General features: G+C 72.0%; 20 protein-coding genes and 1 tRNA gene. 5 read left to right on the forward strand and 16 right to left on the reverse strand.

The genetic code is table 11. From position 1 onward, the window contains the following. Positions 1–62: 62 nt before the first annotated feature. The 3 genes from Sri02f_RS03720 (at position 63) to Sri02f_RS03730 (ending at position 2,208) form a co-directional block, all read left to right on the forward strand. A complete protein-coding gene (locus tag Sri02f_RS03720; protein WP_108999601.1) occupies positions 63–1,298 on the forward strand; it encodes a helix-turn-helix domain-containing protein in 1,236 nt (411 codons plus the stop codon). A gap of 117 nt (positions 1,299–1,415) precedes the next feature. After that, complete coding sequence (gene orn / locus Sri02f_RS03725; RefSeq protein WP_108999602.1) at positions 1,416–2,018, forward strand: oligoribonuclease; 603 nt, start codon at positions 1,416–1,418, stop codon at positions 2,016–2,018. A 117-nt stretch (positions 2,019–2,135) separates the two neighbouring features. Continuing rightward, a tRNA-His gene (locus Sri02f_RS03730) sits at positions 2,136–2,208 on the forward strand. 110 nt (positions 2,209–2,318) lie between these two features. Here the strand turns inward: Sri02f_RS03730 and Sri02f_RS03735 are convergent. From Sri02f_RS03735 to Sri02f_RS03755, 5 genes are all read right to left on the reverse strand, one after another. Beyond that, entirely contained in the window at positions 2,319–3,374 is a 1,056-nt protein-coding gene (locus Sri02f_RS03735) for a LacI family DNA-binding transcriptional regulator (protein WP_108999603.1), read from the reverse strand. A gap of 305 nt (positions 3,375–3,679) precedes the next feature. Continuing rightward, the gene (locus Sri02f_RS03740; RefSeq protein ID WP_108999604.1) at positions 3,680–5,128 is read right to left on the reverse strand and encodes a GH1 family beta-glucosidase; all 1,449 of its coding nucleotides are present in this window, start codon (positions 5,126–5,128) and stop codon (positions 3,680–3,682) included. Positions 5,129–5,301: 173 nt separating this feature from the next. Next, a complete protein-coding gene (locus Sri02f_RS03745) occupies positions 5,302–6,222 on the reverse strand; it encodes a carbohydrate ABC transporter permease (RefSeq protein ID WP_108999605.1) in 921 nt (306 codons plus the stop codon). Between the two features lie 14 nt (positions 6,223–6,236). Further along, positions 6,237–7,229 carry a carbohydrate ABC transporter permease gene (locus Sri02f_RS03750; RefSeq protein WP_108999606.1) on the reverse strand — a complete coding sequence of 331 codons (993 nt, stop codon included), beginning with the start codon at positions 7,227–7,229 and terminating at the stop codon, positions 6,237–6,239. 383 nt (positions 7,230–7,612) lie between these two features. Continuing rightward, complete coding sequence (locus tag Sri02f_RS03755) at positions 7,613–8,932, reverse strand: ABC transporter substrate-binding protein (RefSeq protein WP_108999607.1); 1,320 nt, start codon at positions 8,930–8,932, stop codon at positions 7,613–7,615. Between the two features lie 756 nt (positions 8,933–9,688). Between Sri02f_RS03755 and Sri02f_RS03760 the strand changes: the two genes are divergently transcribed. Next, positions 9,689–11,116, forward strand: a complete 1,428-nt coding sequence (locus tag Sri02f_RS03760; RefSeq protein ID WP_108999608.1) for a GH1 family beta-glucosidase — start codon at positions 9,689–9,691, stop codon at positions 11,114–11,116. A gap of 126 nt (positions 11,117–11,242) precedes the next feature. On the opposite strand, the gene Sri02f_RS03765 is transcribed toward Sri02f_RS03760, so the two are convergent. The 9 genes from Sri02f_RS03765 to Sri02f_RS03805 all read right to left on the reverse strand — a co-directional run bounded on the left by Sri02f_RS03765 (position 11,243) and on the right by Sri02f_RS03805 (position 22,916). Further along, positions 11,243–12,328 carry a hypothetical protein gene (locus Sri02f_RS03765; RefSeq protein ID WP_108999609.1) on the reverse strand — a complete coding sequence of 362 codons (1,086 nt, stop codon included), beginning with the start codon at positions 12,326–12,328 and terminating at the stop codon, positions 11,243–11,245. Between the two features lie 88 nt (positions 12,329–12,416). Then, the gene (locus Sri02f_RS03770) at positions 12,417–14,432 is read right to left on the reverse strand and encodes a beta-galactosidase (RefSeq protein WP_108999610.1); all 2,016 of its coding nucleotides are present in this window, start codon (positions 14,430–14,432) and stop codon (positions 12,417–12,419) included. Then, a complete protein-coding gene (locus tag Sri02f_RS03775) occupies positions 14,432–15,754 on the reverse strand; it encodes a glycoside hydrolase family 36 protein (protein WP_108999611.1) in 1,323 nt (440 codons plus the stop codon). The genes Sri02f_RS03770 and Sri02f_RS03775 overlap by 1 nt, the downstream gene beginning before the upstream one ends. 27 nt (positions 15,755–15,781) lie before the next feature. Continuing rightward, the gene (locus Sri02f_RS03780; RefSeq protein WP_108999612.1) at positions 15,782–16,666 is read right to left on the reverse strand and encodes a carbohydrate ABC transporter permease; all 885 of its coding nucleotides are present in this window, start codon (positions 16,664–16,666) and stop codon (positions 15,782–15,784) included. Then, positions 16,663–17,643 (reverse strand): carbohydrate ABC transporter permease, encoded by a 981-nt coding sequence (locus Sri02f_RS03785; RefSeq protein ID WP_108999613.1) that lies wholly within the window; start codon positions 17,641–17,643, stop codon positions 16,663–16,665. The genes Sri02f_RS03780 and Sri02f_RS03785 overlap by 4 nt, the downstream gene beginning before the upstream one ends. Continuing rightward, the gene (locus tag Sri02f_RS03790; RefSeq protein ID WP_108999614.1) at positions 17,640–18,956 is read right to left on the reverse strand and encodes an ABC transporter substrate-binding protein; all 1,317 of its coding nucleotides are present in this window, start codon (positions 18,954–18,956) and stop codon (positions 17,640–17,642) included. Before Sri02f_RS03790 ends, Sri02f_RS03785 begins: the two co-directional genes overlap by 4 nt. Positions 18,957–19,167: 211 nt before the next feature. Then, on the reverse strand, positions 19,168–20,646 hold the full coding sequence (locus tag Sri02f_RS03795) for a cellulose binding domain-containing protein (RefSeq protein ID WP_108999801.1): 1,479 nt from the start codon (positions 20,644–20,646) through the stop codon (positions 19,168–19,170). 195 nt (positions 20,647–20,841) lie between these two features. Next, entirely contained in the window at positions 20,842–22,212 is a 1,371-nt protein-coding gene (locus Sri02f_RS03800; protein ID WP_108999615.1) for a HAMP domain-containing sensor histidine kinase, read from the reverse strand. Beyond that, the gene (locus Sri02f_RS03805) at positions 22,209–22,916 is read right to left on the reverse strand and encodes a response regulator transcription factor (protein WP_108999616.1); all 708 of its coding nucleotides are present in this window, start codon (positions 22,914–22,916) and stop codon (positions 22,209–22,211) included. Before Sri02f_RS03805 ends, Sri02f_RS03800 begins: the two co-directional genes overlap by 4 nt. A gap of 143 nt (positions 22,917–23,059) precedes the next feature. On the opposite strand from Sri02f_RS03805, the gene Sri02f_RS03810 reads away from it, so the two are divergent. Continuing rightward, a complete protein-coding gene (locus Sri02f_RS03810) occupies positions 23,060–23,584 on the forward strand; it encodes a hypothetical protein (protein ID WP_108999617.1) in 525 nt (174 codons plus the stop codon). A gap of 49 nt (positions 23,585–23,633) precedes the next feature. Here the strand turns inward: Sri02f_RS03810 and Sri02f_RS03815 are convergent, their stop codons facing one another. Beyond that, positions 23,634–24,506, reverse strand: coding sequence for a spermidine synthase (locus Sri02f_RS03815; protein ID WP_108999618.1), 873 nt, complete (start codon positions 24,504–24,506; stop codon positions 23,634–23,636). A gap of 132 nt (positions 24,507–24,638) precedes the next feature. Next, the gene (locus Sri02f_RS03820) at positions 24,639–25,031 is read right to left on the reverse strand and encodes a hypothetical protein (RefSeq protein ID WP_108999619.1); all 393 of its coding nucleotides are present in this window, start codon (positions 25,029–25,031) and stop codon (positions 24,639–24,641) included. Positions 25,032–25,184 lie beyond the last annotated feature (153 nt).

Genomic DNA, 25,184 nt, shown 5'->3' on the forward strand with positions numbered 1-25,184 from the left:
AGGGGAAACGTGCAGGAGCGACACAACCGAGGAGCCGCGACCACCGAGGGGGGCTTAGCAGGATGAGCCACGACTCCACTGCCGCGCCGGAAGCCGTGGCCCGGAAGCTGTCCGGGCGACGCCGCAAGGAGATCGTCGCGGTGCTGCTGTTCAGCGGCGGCCCCATATTCGAGAGTTCCATTCCGCTGTCGGTGTTCGGGATTGACCGCCAGGACGCCGGCGTACCGCGCTACCGCTTGTTGGTGTGCGGCGGAGAAGAAGGCCCGCTGCGGACCACAGGGGGCCTGGAACTCACCGCACCACACGGCCTGGAGGCGATCTCGCGGGCGGGCACGGTCGTCGTGCCGGCCTGGCGTTCGATCACATCGCCACCGCCGGAGGAGGCGCTCGACGCACTGCGCCGGGCGCACGAGGAGGGCGCCCGCATCGTGGGCCTGTGCACCGGCGCGTTCGTGCTGGCCGCCGCGGGCCTGCTGGACGGCCGTCCGGCCACGACCCACTGGATGTACGCACCGACGCTGGCCAAGCGCTATCCGTCGGTCCACGTGGATCCACGAGAGCTCTTCGTGGACGACGGCGACGTGCTGACGTCGGCCGGCACCGCGGCCGGAATCGATCTGTGCCTGCACATCGTGCGGACAGATCACGGTAACGAGGCGGCGGGCGCGCTGGCCCGGCGTCTCGTGGTGCCACCGCGCCGGTCGGGCGGCCAGGAGCGCTACCTCGACCGGTCTTTACCCGAGGAGATCGGCGCCGACCCGCTGGCCGAGGTCGTCGCCTGGGCGCTGGAGCACCTCCACGAGCAGTTCGACGTGGAGACGCTGGCGGCACGCGCCTATATGAGCCGGCGCACCTTCGACCGCCGCTTCCGGTCGCTGACCGGCAGCGCGCCGCTGCAGTGGCTGATCACCCAGCGGGTGCTTCAGGCGCAGCGTCTGCTGGAGACGTCGGACTACTCGGTGGACGAGGTGGCGGGCCGCTGCGGCTTCCGCTCGCCGGTGGCCCTGCGCGGCCACTTCCGCCGCCAGCTCGGCTCGTCGCCGGCGGCGTACCGGGCGGCGTACCGGGCGCGCAGGCCGCAGAGCGAACGGCCGACGGACCACGAGCCGTCTCCCCCGCCGCCACCGCCGCCGTCGCTGCACCCCGAGTCGCCCGGACCGGTGCCTCCGCAGATCCGGCGCACCGCCGCCGCGACGGCCGGGGCGATGGGCTCGTCGGCCTCCCTGCCGTCCGAGCACGCCCGTGAGGCGTACGCGACCTCGCGGGCGAGCGTGCCGGGGCAGCGCAGCGGCATGTGAACGACCCCCGACGCCGGTCGGGCCGGGAGGTCCCGGCCCGACCGGCGTCCGGGCGCGCCCCCAAGGGCGCCGGACACGGGACGCCTCAAAAGGCGACGTCAGCTTTAGGGTGGTCGCATGAACGATCGCATGGTGTGGATCGACTGCGAGATGACCGGCCTCTCGCTGTCCGACGACGCTCTCATCGAGGTAGCCGCCCTCGTCACCGACTCCGAGCTGAACATCCTCGGCGACGGTGTGGACATCGTCATCCGCCCGCCGGACCGGGCGCTGGAGACGATGCCGGAGGTGGTGCGTCAGATGCACACCGCGTCCGGACTGCTCGACGAGCTGGCGGGCGGGACGACGCTCGCCGAGGCCGAGGCACAGGTCCTCGCCTATGTGCGGGAACACGTGAAGGAACCGGGCAAGGCCCCCCTGTGCGGGAACTCCGTCGGCACCGACCGCGGCTTCCTGGCCCGGGACATGGCGGCCCTGGAGAACTACCTCCACTACCGGATCGTCGACGTCTCCTCGATCAAGGAGCTCGCCCGGCGCTGGTACCCGCGGGCGTACTTCAACAGCCCCGAGAAGAACGGCAACCACCGCGCCCTCGCCGACATCCGCGAGTCCATCGCGGAACTGCGCTACTACCGCGAGGCCGTGTTCGTGCCGCAGCCCGGCCCCGACTCCGACACGGCGAAGTCGATCGCGGCCAAGCACGTCCTGCCCGCCGGGTAGGGCTCCCGCAAACGACGTTCGGACGGCCTCGGGAAAGCCGTGCGCGAGCACCCCTTCGGACCCTGTACACTTTTTCTCGGCCGGTAGGGAGACCGCAAAGTCCAACTGCCGGGCGTGGTGGGTGTAGCTCAGCTGGTAGAGCACCTGGTTGTGGTCCAGGATGCCGCGGGTTCGAGTCCCGTCACTCACCCTGAGTAATCAGCCGGTGATCTCCTGTGAAGGAGGTCACCGGCTGATCGCGTTGTACGGGCGGCCCGCGGTGTACGGGCCCGCACGGTGCGCGGGCCCCCGCTCGGCCCGTCAGGACGAAGCCCGCTCCACCAGCTTCGTCGCCAGCACCACCTGCCGCCGTTCCGGCCCCCGGGACACCGTGGGGCGGCTGTCCGCGATCTCCGACAGCAGCAGGTCGATCATCCTGCGCCCCATCTCCTCGATGGGCTGGCGGACGCTGGTGAGCGGCGGGTCCATGTGACGCGCTATGGCCGAGTCGTCGTACCCGACCAGCGCCACGTCGTCGGGGATGCGGCGGCCCTGCTCGCGCAGGACCTGCCGGGCGCCGGCCGCCATCACGTCCGAACCCGCGAACACCGCGTCCAGGCCGGGGCGCCGGTCGAGCAGCGCGGCCATCGCGCGACGCCCGCCCTCCTCGGTGAAGTCCCCCTGCTCGATGAGCTGTTCGTCCGCCGCGTGCCCCGCGTCGCGCAACGCCTCACGGTAGCCGTCGACGCGGCGCTGGGCGCCGTACACGTCGAGGCGGCCGGTGATGTGGGCGATCTCGCGGCAGCCGCGGGCCAGCAGGTGCTCGACGGCGGAGCGGCCGCCGCCGAAGTTGTCGGAGTCCACCGACGCCAGCGACTCGCGCGCCGACCTCGGGCCGCTGATCACGGCGGGGATCTCCAGCTGGGCGAGCAGGTCGGGCAGCGGGTCGTCGGCGTGCACGGACACCAGCAGGACGCCGTCCACCCGGTGCGCGGCCAGGTACTCGGCGAGCCGGCGGCGCTCCTTGTCGCTGCCCGCGAAGATCAGCAGAAGCTGCATCTCCGTGTCCGCCAGCTCGGCGCCGACGCCCTTCAGCATGTCCGAGAAGTACGGCTCCGCGAAGAAGCGGGTCTCCGGCTCGGGGACGACCAGGGCGATGGCGTCCGTGCGGTTGGCGGCCAGGGCGCGGGCGGCCGTGTTCGGGACGTATCCGAGTTCGGCGACCGCCGCCTCGACGGCCGCGCGGGTGGCGTCGCTGACCCGGGGCGAGCCGTTGATGACCCGGGAGACCGTGCCGCGACCGACCCCGGCACGAGCGGCGACCTCCTCCAGGGTCGGCCGGCGGCCGCCCCGGCTCCGCCCACTGCTGACCGCCATGGTCGCCGCCTTCCGTTCGCAGCATTCAGGCCAGGAATGTAACAGTCGTCGCCCCGGCCCTCCCCGGCCCATTCTCCCTCGCCGGACGGCGGATTCCCGCACCGGGCGGCAGGAAGGCGCGGCGGGGACGGCGGGTGTCAGGGCGGCGTCCGTGCAGGCCGGTGTCCGAACCCGGCCGGGTCCCGCCGCCGGGTCCCGCCGCCCGGCGCCCCTCGCGCCCGTCCCGCTCCCTCAGGCGAGGGCGCCGCCGGACGACGTGCGGGGTCCGGCCGGGGTGCGGTCCCGGCCTGCGGGACGGACCGGCCTCACTCCTGCCCGGCGGCCGGCAGCGCGTTGCGGCGGATCACCTCGGCGTACCAGTGGGCGCTCGCCTTGGGGATGCGGCGCTGGGTGGAGTAGTCGACGTAGACCGCGCCGAAGCGCTTCGAGTAGCCGTAGGACCACTCGAAGTTGTCCAGCAGGGACCACAGGAAGTAGCCGCGCACGTCGGCCCCGTCGGCCACCGCCCGCCGGACGGCCTCCAGGTGCGCGTGCAGGTAGGCGATCCGCTGCGGGTCGTTCACCCGGCCCTCGGGTGAGACGTAGTCGTCGAAGGCGGCGCCGTTCTCGGTGACCATCAGCGGCAGCCGGGGGTGCGACGCGGCCAGGCCGGTCAGCAGGGTGTGCAGACCGTCGGGGTCGATGGCCCAGTTCATCGCGGTGAGCTGGTCGTTGGCGAGGTGGAAGTCGACGTGCTCGGAGCCGGTCCACGGGGAGTGGTCGCTCGCGCCGTGGCCGTCGTTCTTGGTGCCGGTGCCGTCGCCGGCGGACACCACGGTCGGGGCGTAGTAGTTGACGCCCAGCACGTCGATGGGACGGGAGATCTCCTCCAGGTCGCCGTCGTGCACCAGCGCTGCCCAGTCGACCAGGTGCGCGGTGTCGGCGATCAGGTCCTCGGGGTAGGCGCCGTCCAGCACGGGCCCGGTGAAGACCCTGTTGCCGACCGCGTCGATCCGGCGGGCGGCCTCGGCGTCCTCGGGGCTGTCGGTGAGGGGGCGCACCTCGTGCAGGTTCAGGGTGAGGGAGGTCTGCGCGGACGCCGGCAGGTTCGCGCGCAGCGCCCCGACCGCCAGGCCGTGGCCCAGGTTGAGGTGGTGGGCGGCGCGCAGGGTGGCGGCCGGGTCGGTGCGGCCGGGGGCGTGCACACCGGAGCCGTAGCCCAGGAACGCCGAGCACCAGGGCTCGTTGAGGGTGGTCCACAGCCCGACGCGGTCCCCGAGGGCCCGGCCCATGATCTCCGCGTAGTCGGCGAAGCGGTGCGCGGTGTCGCGCTGCGGCCAGCCGCCCGCGTCCTCCAGCTCCTGCGGCAGGTCCCAGTGGTAGAGGGTGGCGACGGGGGTGATGCCCGCCTCCAGGAGCTCGTCGGTGAGCCGGCGGTAGAAGTCGAGGCCGCGCTCCACGGCGGGGCCGCGGCCGGTGGGCTGGACCCGCGACCAGGAGATCGAGAAGCGGTACGCGCCGAGGCCGAGGTCCTTCATGAGCGCCACGTCGTCGCGGTAGCGGTGGTAGTGGTCGGCGGCGATGTCGCCGGTGTCGCCGTTGCGCACCTTGCCGGGGGTGTGGCTGAAGGTGTCCCAGATGGAGGGGGTCCGGCCGTCCTCCGCGGCGGCGCCCTCGACCTGGTACGCGGCGGTGGCGGCGCCCCAGACGAAGCCCGACGGGAAGGAGGTGTCTGCGGCCGGCTCGGCTTTGGTCTCGGTTCGTACGGCAGTCATGGAGAGAACGCTCCCAAGTGGCGTGAGGAAGGGCCGGTGGTCCGGCGATGGGGGGAAGCGGACGGGGCACGGCACTGGGCGCCCGGCCGGGCCCGGCCCGCGGGCGGGGCGGGCCGTACGGAACGGCGAACGGGGGGCGGGGCCTGGTGCCGGCCCCCCGGCGGTCGCCCGGGTCAGCCCTTGACTGCGCCCGCCATGATGCCGCCGACGATCTGCTTGCCGAAGACGACGAAGACCAGCAGCAGCGGCAGGGCGCTGATCAGCGCTCCGGCCATGACGATGCTCTGGTCAGGGGTGTAGGAGGCGCTGAGCTGGCCGAGTGCCACCTGGAGGGTGGGGTTGTCCTGGTTCAGGGCGAGGAAGGGCCAGAAGAAGTCGTTCCACGCCTGCACGAACGTGAGCATGCCGAGGACCATCATCGCGGGCCGGGCGGCGGGCAGGACCACGTTCCAGACGATGCGGATGTTGGTCGCGCCGTCCACCTTGGCCGCCTCGATCAGCTCGTAGGGCAGCGCCTCCAGCAGGTACTGGCGCATGAAGAAGACGCCGAACGCGCCGACCAGGGTCGGGAAGATCACCGACTCCAGCTGTCCGCCCCACCCGATGTCCGCCATCATCATGAACAGCGGGACGACGCTGAGCTGCGGCGGAATCGTCAGGGTGGCGATGACCGCGGTCATCAGGGCGCCGCGGCCGCGGAAGCGCATCTTGGCGAAGGCGTATCCGGCCAGGGTGCAGAAGAACAGCGTGGCCGCGGTGATGCAGCCGGCCACGATGAAGCTGTTCACGATGGCCTTGCCCAAGTGGGCCTGGTCCCAGGCCGCTTGGAGGTTGCTCCACAGCCGGCCGCCCGGCAGGAACGGCGGCGGGCTGTCGAGGACGCGCTGCTGGTCGTGGGAGGCGGCCACCAGCGTCCAGTACAGCGGGAAGACGGAGCCCAGGCCGACGACGATCAGGGCGGCATAGGTGAACGGGCCGCCCTTGAGGTGCTGGCCGGCGCCGAGCTTGAAACGGCCGCCGCCCTTGTCGGCGGAGGCGGGAAGCGGTGCCGGGGCGAGGTCCGGCACGGTCTTGGTGGGACTGGTCGTGGTCATCGATATCGCTCCCGTCAGGCCGCGCTCTTGCGCACGAACCGGCCGACGATCCAGTTGATCAAGGCGATGAGCAGCAGCAGGACGAGCATGGCCCAGGCCACGGCCGCCGCCGGGCCCAGATGCCCCAGCTTCCAGCCGTAGTTGAAGAGATAGATGCTGAGGGTCTCGTACTGGTGCTCGCTGCCTCCGACGGCGCCGATCGTGCCGCCCTGCAGCAGCAGGGGCTCACCGAAGAGCTGCATGGAACCGATCGTCGAGATGACGATGGTGAACAGGATCGTCGGTCGCAGCGAGGGGATGGTCACCTTGCGGAACTGCTGCCAGCGCGTCGCACCGTCGATCGACGCCGCTTCGTACAGGTCGGTGGGCACGGCCTGCATGGCCGCCAGATAGATCAGGGCGTTGTAGCCGGTCCAGCGCCAGATCACGATGACGGAGATGGCGATCTTGGACGTCCACTCGCCGTCGCCCCAGTCGGTGTCGCCGAAGCCGACGAAGTGGAGCACCCAGTTGAGCAGACCGCCGTCGGGCCGGAAGACCAGGGCGAAGACCAGGGCCGCGGTCGCCACCGAGGTGGCGTACGGGGTGAGGATCACCGTCCGCCAGAAGGTGCTCGCGCGCAGCTTGTAGTTGAGCAGGTGGGCCAGGCCCAGCGCCACGAGCAGCTGCGGGACGGTGGAGATGACGCCGATCACGAAGGTGTTCGTGACGGCCGTCCAGAACTCGGAGTCCTGGAGGATCTTGGCGAAGTTGTCCCAGCCGACCCACTCGGACTGGTCGAGGCCCGTCATCTCCACCCGGTGCAGGGCTATCCAGCCCGTGTACAGGAGCGGGTAGAGCCCGAACGCGCCGAAGATGAGGAAGAAGGGGGCGATGTACGCGTACGGCGACGCCTTGTCGTCGAGGCGCCACAGCCGCGTACGCCACGCGCTGGGTCCGTTCGACGTGACGCCGGAGCCGCCGGGTGGCGGGGTGTGGGCACCCCGTGTGGGGGTTGTCGTTGCCACGGAGGGAGTCCTTCCCTGGAGAGCTGGGCCGGGTAGGGGCGGAAGGCGGGCTCACGGGCCGGACGCCGGTCCCGCCGCCCGCGCGGATCGGTGCGGTGGCGAGCGGCCCGCGTTCCGGCGGCGCCGTGGCGCCTCCCGCCCGCGCGGAGCCTGTCACGCGGCTCGTGCCGCGCCGTCGGGCTCCGGTCGCCGACCCCGCGCGACCCGGTGCCGCGACGTCCGGCGGGTGTCTGCCGGACGCCCGGACGCCGCGGAGCAGACCGGCGCCGGACGGCCGACCTGGTGGGGACCACCTCCGCGCCCGCGGCGCGGGAGCCGCAGCAGGGCCCCGCGCGCCGCAGCGCGGTGCGGGCGGCCCGTGGGGCCGCCCGCACCGGCGGATGTCAGCCGATCACCTTGTCGATCGTGTCGGTCGCGGCCTTCCACGCGTCATCGGGCTTGGTGCCGCGCTTCTCCATGTTGTTGATCTGCGTGGAGATCGTGTCCTTGATCGTGGCGTCCTTCGGGCCGAGCACCGTCTCGGGGATGGCCTTGGCCTCCTCGGCGTAGATCTGGCCGATCGGGGCGTCGTTGAAGTACGGGAGCTTCGCGTCCTTGACGTCGGCGAGCTCGTAGGCCCCCTTGTTGGAGGGGAAGACACCGATCGCCTTGAACACGGCGGCCTGCTGCTCGGGAGCGGTCAGCCACTTGACCAGCTCGGTGGCCTCCTTGGTGTGCTTGCCGCCCTTGGGCACGGCCAGGAAGGAGCCGCCCCAGTTGGCCGCGGTGGCGCCGGGCGCGCGGCTGATGTCCCACTTGCCCTTGAAGGCGTCACCGGAGTTGATGGAGATCTGGCCGGCCATCCAGGCGGGGCACGCCACCGTGGCCACGGTGCCCTTGCGCAGCGCCGCCTTCCAGGGGTCGGTGAACTGCGGCAGGCCCTGGGTCAGCTTCTTCGACGCGGCCTCGGCGGAGAGGTTCCAGCCCTGCTGCACGGAGGGGCTGTCCTTGTAGACCGCCTTGCCGTCGGCGTCGTAGTACTGCTTCGGGGAGGAGCCGACGACCGCGTTGTACATGGCGCTCGCGGAGTCCATGAAGAAGGTGCCGGCGGGCGCCTTCGCCTTGAACTTCTCGCCGAGCTTGATGTAGTCCTCCCAGCCGCCCTTCACCGCGTTCGCGACGGCTTCGCGGTCGGCCGGCAGGCCCGCCTGCGCGAACAGGTCCTTGCGGTAGCACAGGGACATCGGGCCGATGTCGGTGCCGGCGCCTATGACCGTGCCGTCCTTCGCGGTGGCCTGCTTCTCCTTCCAGGAGACCCAGTCGGCCACGTTGATGGTCTTGCTCAGGTCGGTGAACTTGGCCGCCTGGGTGTCGGTGACCTCCTTGATGCGACCGACCTCGATGCCGGTGACGTCCGCCAGACCGCTGCCCGTGTTCAGCTGCTGAAGAAGCTTCGGGTAGTAGTCCTGCTCGTTGGCGGTCGTCTCCTCCGTCACCGTGATGTTCGGGTGCAACGTGTGGTACTTCGCGAACAGACCGGCTTCCTTGTAGCCGAACTGCCCGAAGTCGGCCACCTTGAGAGTGATGTTCCCGTTGGAGTCCGAGGCGTCCGAGCCGCCGTCGTCGCTGCAGCCGGTCAGCAGCAGCGCCGAGGCCGTCAAGACCGTGGTGGTCAGGGCCGCTGCTCTGCGGCCGCGACCGCCGCTGGTACGGGTGATGCGCATTCCACTACTCCTTGTTCCAGTGGGGAACGGGATCTCAGGAATCGGACCGCCGGGGTTCGACGCTCCCGACCTGCCCTCTCGATTCGAGCGGTGGCCAGCCACAGCACATGGCGTGCGGTGAAAACGTGCTGGTCAACGGTGCGCCATGTGCGTCAGAGGGAAGGGCTGTTGGTGGTTCGGTTCACGGAGGAGAGGGCCCCCGACCGTCCGTGGGACCGCTCCCACGCGGCATGCCGGAAGACTCCTTGCTGCCGGACCGGGTGTCAAGACTTGAAAACGGCGTTGTTGCGCAAGCGTGTTCTCTGCGTCACGTGAATGTGTCGCACCGGACGGGATCACCCGCCCTGACATCACCCGGCCCCCCGCAGGAATCACGCAGGTCACGAACGGATCGGCGCGCGGCACGGGAGCCCGGCGCCGCCCGCCGGCGTCCGCGCCCGGTTTTTCCGGCCCGGAACGGGGCGAGTTCACCGGGGCCGCCGGAAGGTGAACGATCAGCCCCGCGCCGCACCGGAGCGAGGCGCCGCAGGGCGGTGCGGGAATCGACGTGACCGACGGGGCCGGGATGCGGAGGGCGGATTCCGGCTGCGGCGCGCGGGCGCGCGGGAGGGGAACCCGGAACGAGGCCGCGCCCGCGCCGACGGAATGCGCGGCGCAGGACCGGACCTTTTCCCCTCCTCCTTCCCGCGCCCCCCTTTTGCCGTGGGAGCGCTCCCATGCATAATGGGCGCTCACCCGACTCACGGGAGCGACTTCATGTCCGACCTGATGACCGCGGCCTTTCCTCCGTCCTTCCTCTGGGGCGCCGCGACGTCCGCCTACCAGATCGAGGGGGCGGTGCGGGAGGACGGCCGTACGCCGTCGATCTGGGACACCTTCAGCCACACGCCGGGCAAGACGGCCGGCGGCGACTCCGGCGACATCGCCGTCGACCACTACCACCGCTTCCGCGACGACGTGGCGCTGATGGCGGACCTCGGCCTGACGGCGTACCGCTTCTCCGTCTCCTGGTCCCGGGTGCAGCCGACGGGCCGCGGGCCCGCGGTGCAGGTGGGCCTGGACTTCTACCGCCGCCTGGTCGACGAGCTGCTCTCGAAGGGCATCAAGCCGGCCGTCACCCTCTACCACTGGGACCTCCCGCAGGAGCTGGAGGACGCGGGCGGCTGGCCCGAGCGGGACACCGCACACCGGTTCGCCGAGTACGCGCAGATCGTCGGCGAGGCGCTCGGCGACCGCGTGGAGCACTGGATCACGCTGAACGAGCCGTGGTGCAGCGCGTTCCTGGGCTACGCGTCCGGGGTGCACGCACCGGGCCGGACCGACCCGGCCGCCTCGCTGAAGGCGGCCCACCATCTGAACCTGGCGCACGGACTGGGCGCCTCGGCGCTGCGCTCGGTCATGCCGGCCCGCAACGAGGTGGCGCTCAGCCTCAACTCGTCGGTCGTGCGCCCGCTCTCCCCGGGCAACGCCGAGGACCTCGCGGCCGTCCGGAAGATCGACGACCTCGCCAACGGCGTCTTCCACGGCCCGATCCTGAAGGGCGCCTACCCGCAGACGCTGCTGGCGGCGACCTCGTCGCTGACGGACTGGTCGTTCGTCCTCGACGGCGACCTGCGCAGCATCAACCAGCCGCTGGACGCGCTGGGCCTGAACTACTACACGCCCACCCTGGTCTCGGCGGCGGACGCGGAGCCGAGGGGGCCCCGCTCGGACGGCCACGGCGCGAGCGCCCACTCCCCCTGGCCGGGCGCGGACGACGTCGCCTTCCACCAGACTCCGGGTGAACGCACGGAGATGGGCTGGACGATCGACCCGACCGGGCTGCACGAGCTGATCATGCGCTACGCCGAGGAGGCCCCGGGCCTTCCCCTGTACGTCACGGAGAACGGCGCGGCCTACGACGACAAGCCCGACGCGGACGGCCGCGTCCACGACCCGGAGCGCATCGCGTACCTGCACGGTCACCTCTGCGCGGTGCGCCGCGCGATGGCGGACGGCGCGGACGTCCGCGGCTACTACCTCTGGTCCCTGCTCGACAACTTCGAGTGGGCGTACGGCTACGAGAAGCGGTTCGGGGCGGTGTACGTCGACTACGCGACGCTCGCCCGCACCCCGAAGTCGAGCGCGATCTGGTACGGCCGGGCCGCAAGGACGGGGACCCTGCCGGAGGTCGGGACGGCCTGACCGCAGAGCCACCTGCCCGGGGAAAGGGGCAGGGGAGGGGAGGGCGCGGCAGGTTGTGGGGGCTTGCCGCGCCCGGGCCGTCCGGGGGTGGTCGAGCCGGGCAGCGGGGCCGAGGTGCGCCGCCGGTCACCGAAGCAGCGTCAGCGACACCACCGCGACCAGGGCGGCGACGGCGACGGCCGCCCAGGCGAGGGCCGTGAGGCGCTGTCTGCTGGGACGGCCGATCACCTCGATGCCGGCGGTCCCCGGGAAGGCGTAGTAGACCCGGTCCGGGTCGGTGCGCACCACGACCCTGGCCAGCGGCAGGCAGCGGAGCTCCACCCGGCGTCGCACCTCCCCCTCCGTCTCGGCCAGGAGCGGCGCGATCCGCTTGGCCTGGGCGTCTTCCAGGAACTCCGGTAGCTCCTCGGAGGGCGAGGAGAGCACGGCCGTGTGCCAGCGCCCGGCGCCGTCCGCCCTCAGCCGGGTCAGGGGCGGGTAGACGGGCTTGATCCCGTCGGGGGCCGGCGTGTGGGTGATCACCCCCTCGGTCCACACGGTGAACAGGCCCGCGCCCCCGCACTTCTCGTGCCGCAGACGTTTCGCGCCCTTGCACGTGCCGCAGACGGCCCGGCCCGTGCCGGCGCAGGCCGGGCACTTCAACTGCCGCTCCCCCAGGCACTTCGGGCACGCCACGTCGGGGCGCCGGCACCGTTTGCAGGGGGCGCGCTCCTGCGCCCCCTCGGTGCGAGGGCGGTGCGGCCGGGCCCGGCGGGTGCGCGGATGGCCGGTGCCGTCGCACTCCCAGCACGCGTCGGGGCCGCCCTGGCAGACGTCGCACTCGACGTACCGGGCGCACCGGCTCCCGCCGCGGCCCGCGCAGCCGGGGCATTCCCGCTTGCCGTCGACGCAGTCGCCGCACGGTTCCTCCGCCGGCGAGCCCTCCCGCACCAGCTCGATCCGCCGCGCGGTCCCCGGATCGTCGGGCGGGGCGACGGGATGGGTGTCGAGGTCGGTGTACGTCGGCCGGCCCGCGATCGCGCCCCGCCTGCCCTTGACCCTCATCGGCCGCTCGGTCCGCCGCTCGACGGAACGGACGATGCGGCACTCCAGGACCGACTGCCAGGAGAGCGCCGCCGCGCCGGGCACGGTGAGGTGAGCGGCGGCGCCCTGCCGGGAGACGTGCCGCTCGACCGCCTTGAGCATCTCTTCCTCGGACGGCGCCTCGGCCAACGCGCTTCCCCTCACCGGCGGGTGACACTCGCGGGAAGAGCAGGGTAGGAGGCGTCCGGCCGGGCGGCAAGAGGGCCTCGCGCCCCGGTCACGTTCCGCGCGGCTCCCGTACCACCGCGACGCCGCCGGGCGGGACCGTCACCGAGCCGTGCGCCGCCGGTCGTCCGGTGAGGAGTTCGACCGCCCCGGCGGCCACCGCCACTTCGGCTCCCGTCCCGCCGTGGTCGATGAGGAAGAGGTAGTCGGCGTCGCTCCCCCGCCGCCGGGCCGCCTCCACGCCCGTCGGCACGTCCGCGAGCACCGGCCGCACGCCGGCTTCCTCACGGATCCGGGTGAGCAGCGCCGCCAGCGTGTGCGGGTCGGGCAGGGTGGCCAGGTACCAGGCGGCGCCGGCGCCGTACGCATGCCGGGTGACCGCGGGGACGCCGGTCAGGGGGCCGTCCGTGTACGAGATCACCGTCTGCGCACCCGCCGGCCGGACCCGCTCCGACCACAGCGACGCCGTGCCGCCCCCGCTCAGCCCCACCGTCTCCTTCGGCAGCAACGGGAAGAGCTCGTCCGTGCTGACGCCGAGCGCCGCGCGGAACGCGCCCGGGTAACCGCCCAGCCGCACATGGCAGTTCTCGTCGACGGCCCCGCTGTGGAAGCCGACCGCCAGGGTGCCGCCCCGCTCGGCGAAGCCGGTCAGGTTGGCCGCGCCCGCGTCGTCGACCAGGTACAGGCTCGGCGCGAGGACCAGGCGGTACGCCGACAGATCCGCGTCGGGGCGGACGAAGTCCACGGCGACGCCCGCCCGCCACAGGGGCTCGTACCAGGACCTCGTCAGCTCCAGGAAGCGGACCTGCTCGCTGGGCTGCGACGGAAGTTCCAGCGCCCAGCGGGCGTCCCAGTCCCAGACGATCGCCGTCTCGGCGGTGCCCGTGCTGCCGCGCACCTCCGCCAGCGCCCCCAGGTCCGCGCCGAGCGCCACGACGTCCCGCCAGATCGCGCTGTCGGTGCCCGCGTGGGGCAGCATCGCCGAGTGCCACTGCTCGGCGCCCGCCTTGGCGGCCCGCCACTGGAAGTAGGCGATGCCGTCCGCGCCGCGCGCCACGTGCGCGAGGGCGTTGCGGCGCAACTCCCCCGCCTTCTTGGCCCGGTTGACGGGCTGCCAGTTCACCGCGCCCGTGGAGTGCTCCATCAGCAGCCAGGGGCGGCCGCCCGCGAGCGAGCGCACGACGTCGCCGCTCATCGCGATGTCGATCTCCGACTCGGGGTCGGTGGAACGCAGGTAGTGGTCGTTGGAGACGACGTCCAGCTCCGGCGCCCAGCGCCAGTAGTCCAGCGCGTCGAAGTTGTACATCACCATGAAGTTGGTGGTGGCGGGGACGGTGGGAGCGGCCGCTGCCAGCACCTCCCGCTCGGCCGTGCACAGCGACAGCAGTTCGTCGCTGCAGAAGCGGCGCCAGTCCAGCCGGTGGGTCGGGTTGGGAACCGCGCCGGTGGCGCGCGGCGGCAGGATCTCGTCCCAGTCGTAGTACCACTGGCTCCAGAACGCGGTGCCCCAGGCGTCGTTGAGCACCGCCAGGTCGTCGCCGTACCGGGCCCGCAGCCAGCGCCGGAAGGCCTGCGCGCTCGTGTCGCAGAAGCACTCCGCGTTGTGGCAGCCGTACTCGTTGTGGACGTGCCACATGACCACCGCCGGGTGGTCGGCGTACCGCTCGCCGAGCACGCCCGCGATCCGCAGCGCCGCCTCGCGGTAGGCCGGGCTGCTCGGGCAGAACGTCTGACGGCTGCCGTACGACAGCGCGCGGCCGTACCGGTCCACCGGCAGGGCCTCGGGGTGGGCCCGGAAGAACCAGGCCGGGGGCGCGGCCGTGGGGGTGGCCAGGTCGGCGGCGATGCCGTGGGCGTGGAGCAGGTCGAGGACGCGGTCCAGGCGGGTGAAGTCGTGGACGCCCTCGGCGGGTTCCAGCAGCGCCCACGCGAAGATGTTGACGCTGACCATGTTCACACCGGCCTCGGCCATGAGCCGCATGTCCTCGGCCCAGACCTCCTCGGGCCACTGCTCGGGGTTGTAGTCGCCGCCGTAGGCGATGCCGGGGACGTTCAGCGGGCGCTCCATCACCGGCCTCCCGACAGCAGCCGGCGCGTGGTGTGCACGCCCCATTCGTCGAGTGACAGCAGCCGGTCGCTGGAGGCCATGAGTCCGCCGGTCGCCGCCACGTGCGCGGCCCACCGCTCCCTGGTCTCCACCGCCGGGCGGGCCATCAGGCAGTCGGGGTCGTTGGTCCAGAGCCGGCCGTGCTGCCACTGGCGGCCTGCGCCGGTGAACTCGGCCGGGTCCTGGCCGGGCTGGCTGTAGTCGTCGGCCTCGGGGCGGCGGTGCGGGGCGGTGTCGGGGCTGACCCGCATGGCGTCGAACAGGCCGAGGGAGGGCAGGATCGGCGCTCCGCAGCCCAGCAGGTACGCGTCCGCGCCGATGGCCTCGCGGATGAGCGCGATGCCGCTGCGGTAGGCGGCGGTCGCGTCCGCGCCGTCGTCGTGCCGGACGCCGTCCAGCGCGCCCGCGTACAGGAAGTCGACCTTGAAGTAGTCGTAGCCCTCGGCGCGCAGGGTCCGGAAGACGTCCGTCAGGTACGCCGCCGCCTCGGGGTGGGTGGTGTCCAGGACGCGCAGGTCGTGGCCCCAGTTGCGGCCGGCGTGCGCGAAGCCGCCGTCGGGGTCGCGGACCAGCCAGTCCGGGTGGACGGTGGCCAGTTCGCTCGCCGGGTCGACGAGGAAGGGGGCGGTCCAGATGCCGGCCCGGCGGCCGCGCGCCCGGATGGCGTCCGCGATGCCCTCGCGGGAGCGGAAGCGGCCGGAGAGGGTGAGCCAGTCGCCCAGGGCCCGCTGGTAGCCGTCGTCGATCTGGACGACGTCGACGGGCAGGTCGAGGGTGTCCATGGCGCGGAGGTTCTCGTGGACGTCGTCCTCGGTGACGGCGGTGAAGTACTCGTACCAGGAGCACCAGACGGTGGGCGCCGGGCGGGGGGCCGCGAGGCCGCAGGACGTGGCCCAGTCGGCCAGGGTGGCCTGGACGTCCGCGCCCTCCGCCCCCGCGTACTCCTTCACGGGTCCGTCGGCGGTGACCTCGGCGTGACCCGCCCGGGCGGTCAGCCGGATCGAGGGGACCTCCCGGGCCGGGTCCGTCGCCGCCCACAGGCGGACCGGGGAGCCGTCGCCGGGGTCCAGGGCCAGCAGCCCCTCCCCCTGGAAGGCGCCCGCGGGGACGGTGACCCCGGGGCGGTAGCAGACGGTCGCCCAGTTGGCGTTCGTCGGACGGTGGGGGCGCGCGTCGAGGGCGTACGCGCCGCTCGGGCTCCAGGACTGCCACCCCTCCTCGTGGACGCGCGCGCGGCGCGGGTCCACGGGGACGGTGGCCACCGGGGTGAAGGGGTGGTGCACGGAGGTCTCTTTCACGGAGGAACGGGCTCAGCCCTTGTTGGCGCCGAGGGTGAGGCCGCTGACGAACTGGCGCTGGAGCACGAAGTACACGGTCAGGGTGGGGATCGCGGTGAGCAGGGCGCCGGCGGCGACCAGGTTGGGGTCGGTGAAGTACTGGCCGGAGAGGTTGCTCAGGGCCGAGGTGATCGGCATGTTCTCGCCGGTGGAGATCAGCACGATCGCCCAGAAGAAGTCGTTGTAGATCCAGATGGACAGCAGCGTGGCCAGGGCGGCCATCGCGGGCCTGCACAGCGGGAGCACGATCTGCCAGTACATGCGCCACACCGAGGCGCCGTCGACGAGGGCGGCCTCGGTCAGTTCGTGCGGCAGCATCCGCATGTAGTTGCTGAGCACGAACGCGCAGAAGCCGGACTGGAACGCCACGTGGATCAGCACCAGGCCGAGCGCGGAGTCGTAGAGCTTGCCGCTCATGGTGACGCCGGGCAGGTCGACCAGGAGGTACAGGCGGTACAGCGGGGTGATGATGACCTGCTGGGGCAGCAGGTTGCCGGCCGTGAAGACCAGCAGGAGCGCGATGTTGAGCCGGAAGTCGAAGCGGCTGACGTAGAACGCGACCATCGATGCCAGCAGCAGCGTGAGCAGCACGGCCGGGACCGCGATGATCAGCGTGTTGCCGAAGTAGTGCATCATGTCGGACTGCTCGAACGCGTTCTTGAAGTTGTCGAGGCTGAGCTTGTCCGGCCAGGAGACGTAGCCCTTGTCGCTGGTCTCCGCGTAGGGGCGCAGGGCCGCGAAGACCGCCCACAGCAGCGGGGCGAGCCAGGCGAGCGCCGTGACGACGAGGAAGGTGTGCAGCAGGACGCGCGCCGGGCGGACGGGGGCGCGCTTCTTCGCCGCGAGGGCCGTGCTCATGCGCGCCGCTCCTTCCGGAAGGTCGCGATCAGGTACGGGATGATCACGGCGAGGGAGATGACCAGCAGGACGACGGCGATCGCGGAGCCGTATCCGATCCGGCTGGACTCGCCGATGATGTTGTTGGTGATCAGGATCGACAGCAGCTCGGTGCCCTGGGCGCCCTTGTTGAAGACGAAGACCAGGTCGAAGGCGCGCAGCGCCTCGATGATGGTGACCACCAGCACGACCGTGTTGGTCGGGCGCAGGGTGGGGAAGATGACGTTCTTGAACGTCTGCCACTCGTTCGCGCCGTCCAGCGAGGAGGCCTCGCGCAGGGACGGGTCGACGCCCTTGAGGCCGGCCAGGTAGAGGATCATCATGTAGCCGGTGTGCCGCCAGGACGCGGCGACCAGCACGGCCCACAGGTTCAGGTGCGGGTCGCCGATCCAGTCGATGTAGTGGCCGGGCTTGTTGGCCCCGATCAGGCTGTTGATCAGGCCGGTGTCGGGGTTGTAGATCAGCTGCCAGACGAACCCGGTGACCGCCAGCGACATGACGACCGGCAGGAAGAACGCGGTCTGGTAGACCCGGCTGAAACGGATCTTCTTGTCCAGCTGCATGGCCAGGAACAGGCCGAGCGGGGTCGGGATCAGGATGAGCACGACGAACCAGATGACGTTGTGCTCGACGGCGGGCCAGAACTGCGGGTTGTCGGTGAACAACTGCTTGAAGTTGTCCAGGCCGACCCACTTGATGGAGTCGAAGCCGATGCCGTCCCAGGTGGTGAAGGCGAGGGCGATCGAGGCGAGGGCGGTGACCCAGACCAGGGCCACGTGCAGGACCGTGGGCACGCCGGCCATGAAGGCGAGCGTGACGCGGTCACGGCGGGTCAGCAGGCGCTTGTGCCCCTGCGGGACCCGCGTGTCGGCAGGCGCGGGGCCCGGAGGCGGCGCGGGGGCCGCCTCCGGGCTCGTCGAGGAGGTGTCGATGCTCATGAGGATGCGAAGATCGTCTTCTTCTGGCGCTCGATCGAGGACAGCAGGCTGTCGACGCCCTTGGGGTTCTGCAGGAACTTCTGCAGGCCTGGCTGCATCACCGTGGAGGTGAAGTCCGGGCGGGAGTCGCGGTCCATGAACTGGGTGAGGCTCTTGGCCTCGCTGATCATGGTGTACGCCTTCTTCTGCAGCGTCGTGTACGACGAGGTGTCGGCCTTGCTGGAGGCGGCCACCACGCTGGAGTCGGCCTTCAGGTAGATCTGCTCGGCCTCCGGCGTGCCCAGGAACTCCAGAAGCTTGACGACGCCGTCGTGGTTCTTCGGGGCCTTGCTGACCATGAAGCCGTCGGTGGGGGCCTCGACGGTGTCCTGGCCGTAGGCGGAGTTGATCTCCGGGAAGGCGAAGAAGTCGAGGTCGTCCAGGTCGGCCTTGTCGGTGAACTGCTGCGCCACGAACGAGCCCAGCATGTACATGCCCGCCTTCTTCGACACCAGCGTCTGCGCGGCGTCCTGCCAGGTGCGGCCCATGAACCCGTCCTGGTGGTAGGGCAGCAGCTCGGCCCAGTGGTCGAAGACCGCCTTCACCTTCGGGTCCGTCCACGCCTCCTTGCCCGCCATCAGGGACTTGTGGAAGTCGTAGCCGTTCAGGCGGAAGTTGATCTGGTCGAAGGTGCCCATCGCCGGCCAGGCGTCCTTGTCGCCGAAGGCGATCGGGACCAGGCCGTCCTTCTTCATCTGCTTGCACAGGGTGACCAGCTGGTCCCAGGTGGTGGGGACCTGGTAGCCGTGCTGCTGGAAGACGCTCTTGCGGTAGAAGAGCGCCCACGGGTACGTGTACAGCGGCACGAAGTAGTACTTGCCGTCCTCGCCCTTGGACAGCTGCTTCATCGCGTCGGGGAAGTTGCCCCCGATCTTCTGCCACACGTCGTCGATCGGCGAGGCGAGCTTCTTGGCCGCGAAGAACTGCATGCGGTAGCCGGCGAACCAGTTGAACACGTCGTCCGGGGTGCCCTGGAGGTAGGAGTTGATCTGCTCCTGGAACGTGTTGTGGTCCTTGGTGTTCACGTCGACCGAGATCCCGGACTGCTTCTTGAAGGCCGCGTAGATCTCGGCGAAGGCCTTCTTCGGCACCGCGTCTGAGGCGTTGGAGCCGAGGGAGACGGTCTTCGGGTCGGCGGCCGAGCCACTGGAGCCGCAAGCGGACAGCAGCGGCATTCCGGCGCCCAGGACGGCCGCCCCGCCTATGCCGCGCAGCAGCGTGCGGCGGCTCGGGGAGGGGAGGGAGAGACGGCCGGAGGGGGAAAGGTGATGCATGAACGGCTCCTGACGCGAGGTTCAGCCATGAGGGCGACTGAAAGCTGATCACAATCGATCAGAAATCAACTCGACCGAACACGAGGTGGCGCAATAACAGCCGCATGTCCGGTCATGCGTCAAGAGCCGTCGCTTTCATTTGTCGAAACGTAATCGACACACCTTGATCACTTGTTCTCCACATTCTTGATCAACCGGCGGCTGCGACCGGTCACTTGAAGGCCGCGAAGGCCTTCGAGAAGGCGGAAGGCGCCTGGAGGATCGAGCTGCAGGTGGCGTCCGCGGAGCCCTTGGCGCCGCCCGCGCACTGCTTGTCCCGCGTCGCCGACCACATCGACAGCCATCCCAGACCCGTCGACTTCGCGAAGGCGACGAGCTGGGCGGCGTCCTCGACCTTGAAGACCTCGGAGGAGACGTCGTTCACGCCGATCATCGGCGTGACGGCGACGGTGTGCCACGCGGCACTGTCACTCAACCCGAGCACACTCTTGACCTGGGCCTGGGTGGCGGTGGCCGCCTGCTCGGCATAGGCGCCCATGTCACCGCTGTACGCGGGACCGTAGTCCATCGCCATGATGTTGACAGTGGCGATGCTCACGTTGTCGGCCTTCGCATCTGCGAGCAGACTCACACCGGCCTGGGTCAGCCCCTCGGGCATGACCGGCAGGGTGAACGACACGTCCAGGCCCGGATGCTGCCGCTGGAGCCTGGCGATGGCCTGGGCGCGCCGGGTGTTCGCGGCGGCGTCGGCCAGCGCCCCGCCCTCCACGTCGAAGTCGACCTTGGTGAGCCGGTAGGCGTCGACCGCCTTCCCGTACGCGGCCGCCAGAGCGTCCGCCGAGGAGCAGGTCGTGGCCAGCTCGGAACCGGAGGCTCCGCCGAAGGAGACCCGCACGTCGCCGCCCTTGGCGCGCAGCGCCCCGATCTGTGCGGCCACGCCGTCGCTCGCGAGGTCGCTCACCCCGCCCCACTTCGGCGTGCAGCCGCCGCCGTCGGTCACGAACGCGAGGTTGTAGTCCTTGACGCCGGTCGCGCTCACGTTCGCGAGGAGGTCGAAGGCGGGGTAGAGGGAGGTGTCGACGTAGGGGGCGAAGCCGGCCGAGGCGGGGGTGCCGGCCCCGGGACCGCCGCTCGCGCCCGGGGAGGGAGGGACGGGAGCGGTGGGGGCCGCGGTGGACGTGGGGGCGGACGTGGGCGAGGCGGTGGGGGCGGTGGAGGGTGCGGTGGACGCCGTCGGCCGCCCGCTCGGCTCGGGGGTCGCCCCGCCGTCGGCCGAACACCTGGCCCCGTCGACGAGACAGCCGACCGGGTCCCCGGCGCCGTCGACCACGAACCCGACGGTGACGGACTCCCCGGCGGTGAGCCCGTCGGCGTCCCACTTCGGCGGTGTCACGGTGACGTGCCGCCCGGCGACGCTCGCCGTCCCGTTCCACAGCGAACCGAGCTTCGCCCCGGCCGGCAGGTCGAACTCCAGCTTCCAGTCGGTCTCGGCCCCGGCGCCGTCGTTGGTCACCACGTACTGGGCGGTGTATCCCGTCGACCAGTCACTGGTCCTGGTGTACGCCGCCCCGACCCCGGCCGCGTGCGCGGTGCCGGTGACGAGCGCGACCCCGCCGCCCGCCACGGCTGCGGCGACCGCGCCCCCGATGACCTTGTTCCTGCCGCTGATCTTGCGCCGGTGCGTGCTCATGACGTGCCTGCCTTCGCTGTTCACGGGGGTTCCCGGAGGTGGGGTGCGGCAGCACGCTAGCGACGGCGAAAGGGACAAAGAGCCTGACAGGGACAGGGGTCGGGGATCTTAGGCCGCGCTTAAGGAAGGCATCGGGACCGGTTAAAGGTCGAGACCTGTCCACCCCTCGTGGAGCAGCACGACCCGGTCCCTCCGTCACCCGACCGCCAGGCGTCTGCGGCGTCGGACGGCGCCCCGGTGGCCCCTGCGCACCGGTTCACGGCCGTCCAGCTGTATCCAGACGCGGACCTCGGCGCCGCCCAGCACCGAGGAGCCGATGCGGACGTCGCCGCCGGTCGACTCCGCGAGACGGCGGACGATGTCCAGGCCGAGGCCCGTGGAGCCGGCCGCCCCCGAGCCGCGGCCGCGGGCCATCGCCGCCTCGGGGTCGGGTATGCCGGGGCCCGCGTCCGAGACGAGGACGATCACCGCGTCGTCGCCGTTGTGGACGTCGACCGCGAAGGCCGTGCCCTCCGGGGTGTGCCGGAAGACGTTGCCGAGGAGGGCGTCGAGGGCGGCAGCCAGGTCCGCTCGGGCCACGGGTATGCGCACCGGTCGGTCGACGCCGGCCGTGCGCACCTTGCGGCCCTCGTCCTCGGCGAGCGCCGACCAGAACGCCATGCGCTCGCGCACCACTTCGGCCGCGTCGCACCCGGCGCCGGGGCCGGGTGCGGCCGTCTGCGGTTTCGCCTCCCGGGCGGTGCGGATGATCGTGTCGACCTCGCGCTCCAGCTGGGCGACCGCCGTACGGGTCTGCTCGGCGGCCGGGGAGTCGCCGAGAGAGGCCGCGTTGAGCCGCAGGACGGTGAGCGGGGTACGCAGACGGTGGGACAGGTCGGCCGCCAACTCCCTTTCATTGGCCAGGAGTTGCACCACCTGATCGGCCATCGAGTTGAACGCGACCGCCGCCAGGCGCAGTTCGTTCGGCCCCTCCTCCGGCACCCTCGCGCCGAGCTTGCCCTCCCCCAGTTCGTGCGCGCCCTCGACGAGCCGCCTGGCCGGCTGCACCATGCGGACGCCGAGCCGGTCGGCGACCGCGACCGAGCCGACGACCAGCGCGACACCGACCGCCGCCAGCACCGCCCAGGCCGTGCCGACCCCGTTGCTCATCGCGGACTCGGGGACGTACACCTCGATCACCACGGTCCCCAGGCTCAGCGCGACGGGCTGGAGCAGCGCGGACCCGCCCGGGACGTCCGTCGTGGAGGCGCGGCCCAGCTTCCGCACGGCCGCGACGTCCGAGGCGGCGGCGCGCTGCCGGCCGAGGTCGACGGCCGGCCGGCCGTCGACCGCCGGCAGGTGCACGGCCATGCCGTCGTCGGAGCCGGCGGAGGCCACCACCCGCTCCAACTGATCGCGGTCGGTGGTGATGGACAGCGCCGGCACCACCACCGCGGCCTCCCGTTCCGCGTTGGAGAAGGCGCGGTCACGGGCCATCTCCTTGACGACCAGCCCGAGCGGGACGGCGAAGGCGACCACGACCATGGTGGTGACCGCCAGGCAGACCTTGACCAGAGCCCATCTCACAGCGCCGACGCCCCTTCCCCCGGTGGTTCGAGCTTCACTCCGACGCCCCGCAGGGTGTGCAGATAGCGCGGGCTCGCCGCCGTCTCGCCCAGCTTCCGCCGCAGCCAGGACAGATGGACGTCGATGGTCTGGTCGTCGCCGTAGGACTGCTGCCACACCTCGGCGAGCAGTTCACGGCGCGCGACGACGACACCCGGCCGGCCCGCGAGGAAGGCGAGCAGGTCGAACTCGCGGCGGGTGAGGTCGAGTCGTACGCCGTCCAGCTCGGCCTGCCGGCGCAGCGGGTCGACGGCCAGGCCGCCGATGCGCAGGACGCTGGACGGCGCGGCCTCCCCGGCGCCGGACCGGGCCCGGCGCAGCACGGCCGCCATCCTCGCCGACAGATGCTCCACCGAGAACGGCTTCGTCAGATAGTCGTCCGCGCCCGCGTTCAGCAACCGGACGATCTCCGCCTCGTCGTCGCGGGCGGTGGCGATGATGACCGGGACGTCCGTGATGCCGCGCAGCATCTTCAGGGCCTCGGAGCCGTCCAGGTCGGGCAGGCCGAGGTCGAGCACGACCACGTCGAAGCGGAAATGGGCGACCTCGCGCAGCGCCTCCAACGCCGTGCCCACGCTGCGCACGGTGTGCGAGGCGTCGGTCAGCTGCCGGATGAGCGCCGAGCGCACGAACTGGTCGTCCTCGACCACGAGCACACTTGCCATGCGCCGCAACCTACGCCATGCCGGCGAGCGCCATCCGGGCCTGTGGACAACTCGGCTCCTGTGGACGACCGGTGAGGCGCCGTACCGGATCGGGGGCACATCCGTGCGACACGGGTGAGACGGGTGGGGCAGGATGGCCCGCGATGCGCAGAGGACTCGTACACGTACTGGCCTGGTTGCTCGCCACCGGCGCGGCGGTCACGCTGTCGTGGTGGGGCGTCCACACGGTGATGGCGGGCACGGTCTACGACCCGCCGCGCGCCCTGCCGCTCACCGCGGCGGACGCCACCGCGCGGGAGCCGGGCCCCCGGGCCTCCTCGACGAGCCGTCCCACCCCGTCGGCCAGCCCGTCCCGGCGCCCGAGTCGCACGCCCGCCGCGCCGGCGCCTTCGAGGACGGCGACGGCGACGGCCGGCCCCTCCCCCGCCTCCTCCGCGACGGCCGGGAGCACCGTCAAGAGCTACGACACCGACGGCGGCCGGGCCGTCTTCGACCTCGGCCGGACCTCGGCGACGCTCGTCTCGGCCACCCCGGGCGCGGGCTGGTCCATGCAGGTGTGGAAGACGCAGTCGTGGATCCGCGTGGAGTTCGCCTCCGGGGCGGACCGGGTCTCGGTCTTCTGCACCTGGCACGACGGGCCGCCCCGGGTGGAGATCGGCACGTACTGACCGAGGTGCTGCCGCGGAAGGGCCGCGGAAGGGCCGCGGGAGGGGCCCGCTAGCGGAACACGGAGGGCGGGGGCGCCGGTGAGGCCACCGCCGTGGCGTCGGCGACCGGCGCGGCCCCGCCGGTGAAGTCCGTGAGCGCGCGGCCGTGTTCGACCCGGCCGGGGTGCGGATCGGAGGCGGCCCGGCGGGTCAGTTCGGCGATCGGCAGGGGCAGGTCGGAGGCGACGAGCACCGCGTTGCCGAATCGTCTGCCCCGCAGCACGGTCGGGTCGGCGACCAGCGCGAGATCCGGGAATCGCGCGGCCGCGGTGGCGATCTGACCGCGCAGATGGGTGAGCGGCGGACCGTCGGCGATGTTGGCGGCATAGCGCCCGCCGGGTTTCAGCGCCCTGCGGACCTCGTCGAGGAACTCGGCGGAGGTGAGGTGGGCGGGCGTGCGGGCCCCGCTGAACACATCGGCGATGACGAGGTCGGCCCAGCCGTCCGGCACCTTGGCGAGCCCCTCCCGCGCGTCGGCGGACCGGACCCTGATCCTGGCCCCGGGGTCCAACGGCAGCTCGCGGCGGACCAGTTCGACGAGGGGGGCGTCGCGTTCGACGACCTGCTGGGTGGAGCGGGGCCGGGTGGCGGCGACGTACCGCGCGAGCGTGAGGGCGCCGCCGCCGAGGTGCACCACCTGCACGGGCTTGCCGGGCGCGGAGGCGAGGTCGATGACATGGCCCAGGCGCCGCTGGTACTCGAAGGAGAGGTAGGAGGGGTCGTCGAGGTCGACGTGCGACTGGGGGGCTCCGTCGATGAGCAGCGTCCAGGCGCGCGGCCGCTCCCGGTCGGGCACGAGCTGGGCGAGCCCGCCGTCCACGGTCTCGACGACGTCGGCGGCGTCGGCGTCCCGCCCGCGCCGGGTGTTCCTGGACTTTGCCATGACAGCATTTTCGCAGGCCGACGGCGCTCCCCGTGCCCCCGGCCGGCACAGCGCGCCCGGCACGCGCGCGTGCGGGCGGCCGACCGCTCGCGCCCCGCGCGGGGCCCTCGCCTCACACGGCGACGGGATCCCTCACCGGCAGCTGTCCGCCGCCTCGATCAGCCGGGCCGCCTCGCCCAACGCCCGCCGCAGGACCGCCGGATCCGTCGCGAGGTCCGCCCCACCGGGCGGCACCAGCCAGTCCGAGCCCCGGGGCGGGGGTTCGGGGGCGAGTCTCAGCCCGCGGCCGTCGGTCCCGGTGCAGGTGCTGCCCGGCACGTCCCAGGCCGCCGCCGTGCCGGCCGGCACCACGAAGCCGAGGGTGTCGTCACCGTCGTCGTGCAGGACGGGTCCCATCCCGTCCCCGGCCGACGACGCCCTTCGCAGGATGTCGACCGCCTCCAACCCCTGACGGGTGGGCACCGTCACTAAGTCGCACGCCGCCACCGGCGACGTACGAGGATCGTTGCTCTGGCTGGTCTCCATCCCGGCCTCCACCGCGCAGCCCGCCTGTACTCCGCAAGGTTCAACGTCACACGGCGTCAAGGGCTACGGCGGAAGTCCGCCGCAAAGGATGGCATTTCATGGCAGATCACGGATGAGATATCCGGTTTGTAGCCAAACACCGCGTGACGGCCC

Source organism: Streptomyces rishiriensis (assembly GCF_003112535.1).
In the GTDB taxonomy this organism is placed as follows: Bacteria; Actinomycetota; Actinomycetes; order Streptomycetales; family Streptomycetaceae; genus Streptomyces; species Streptomyces rishiriensis.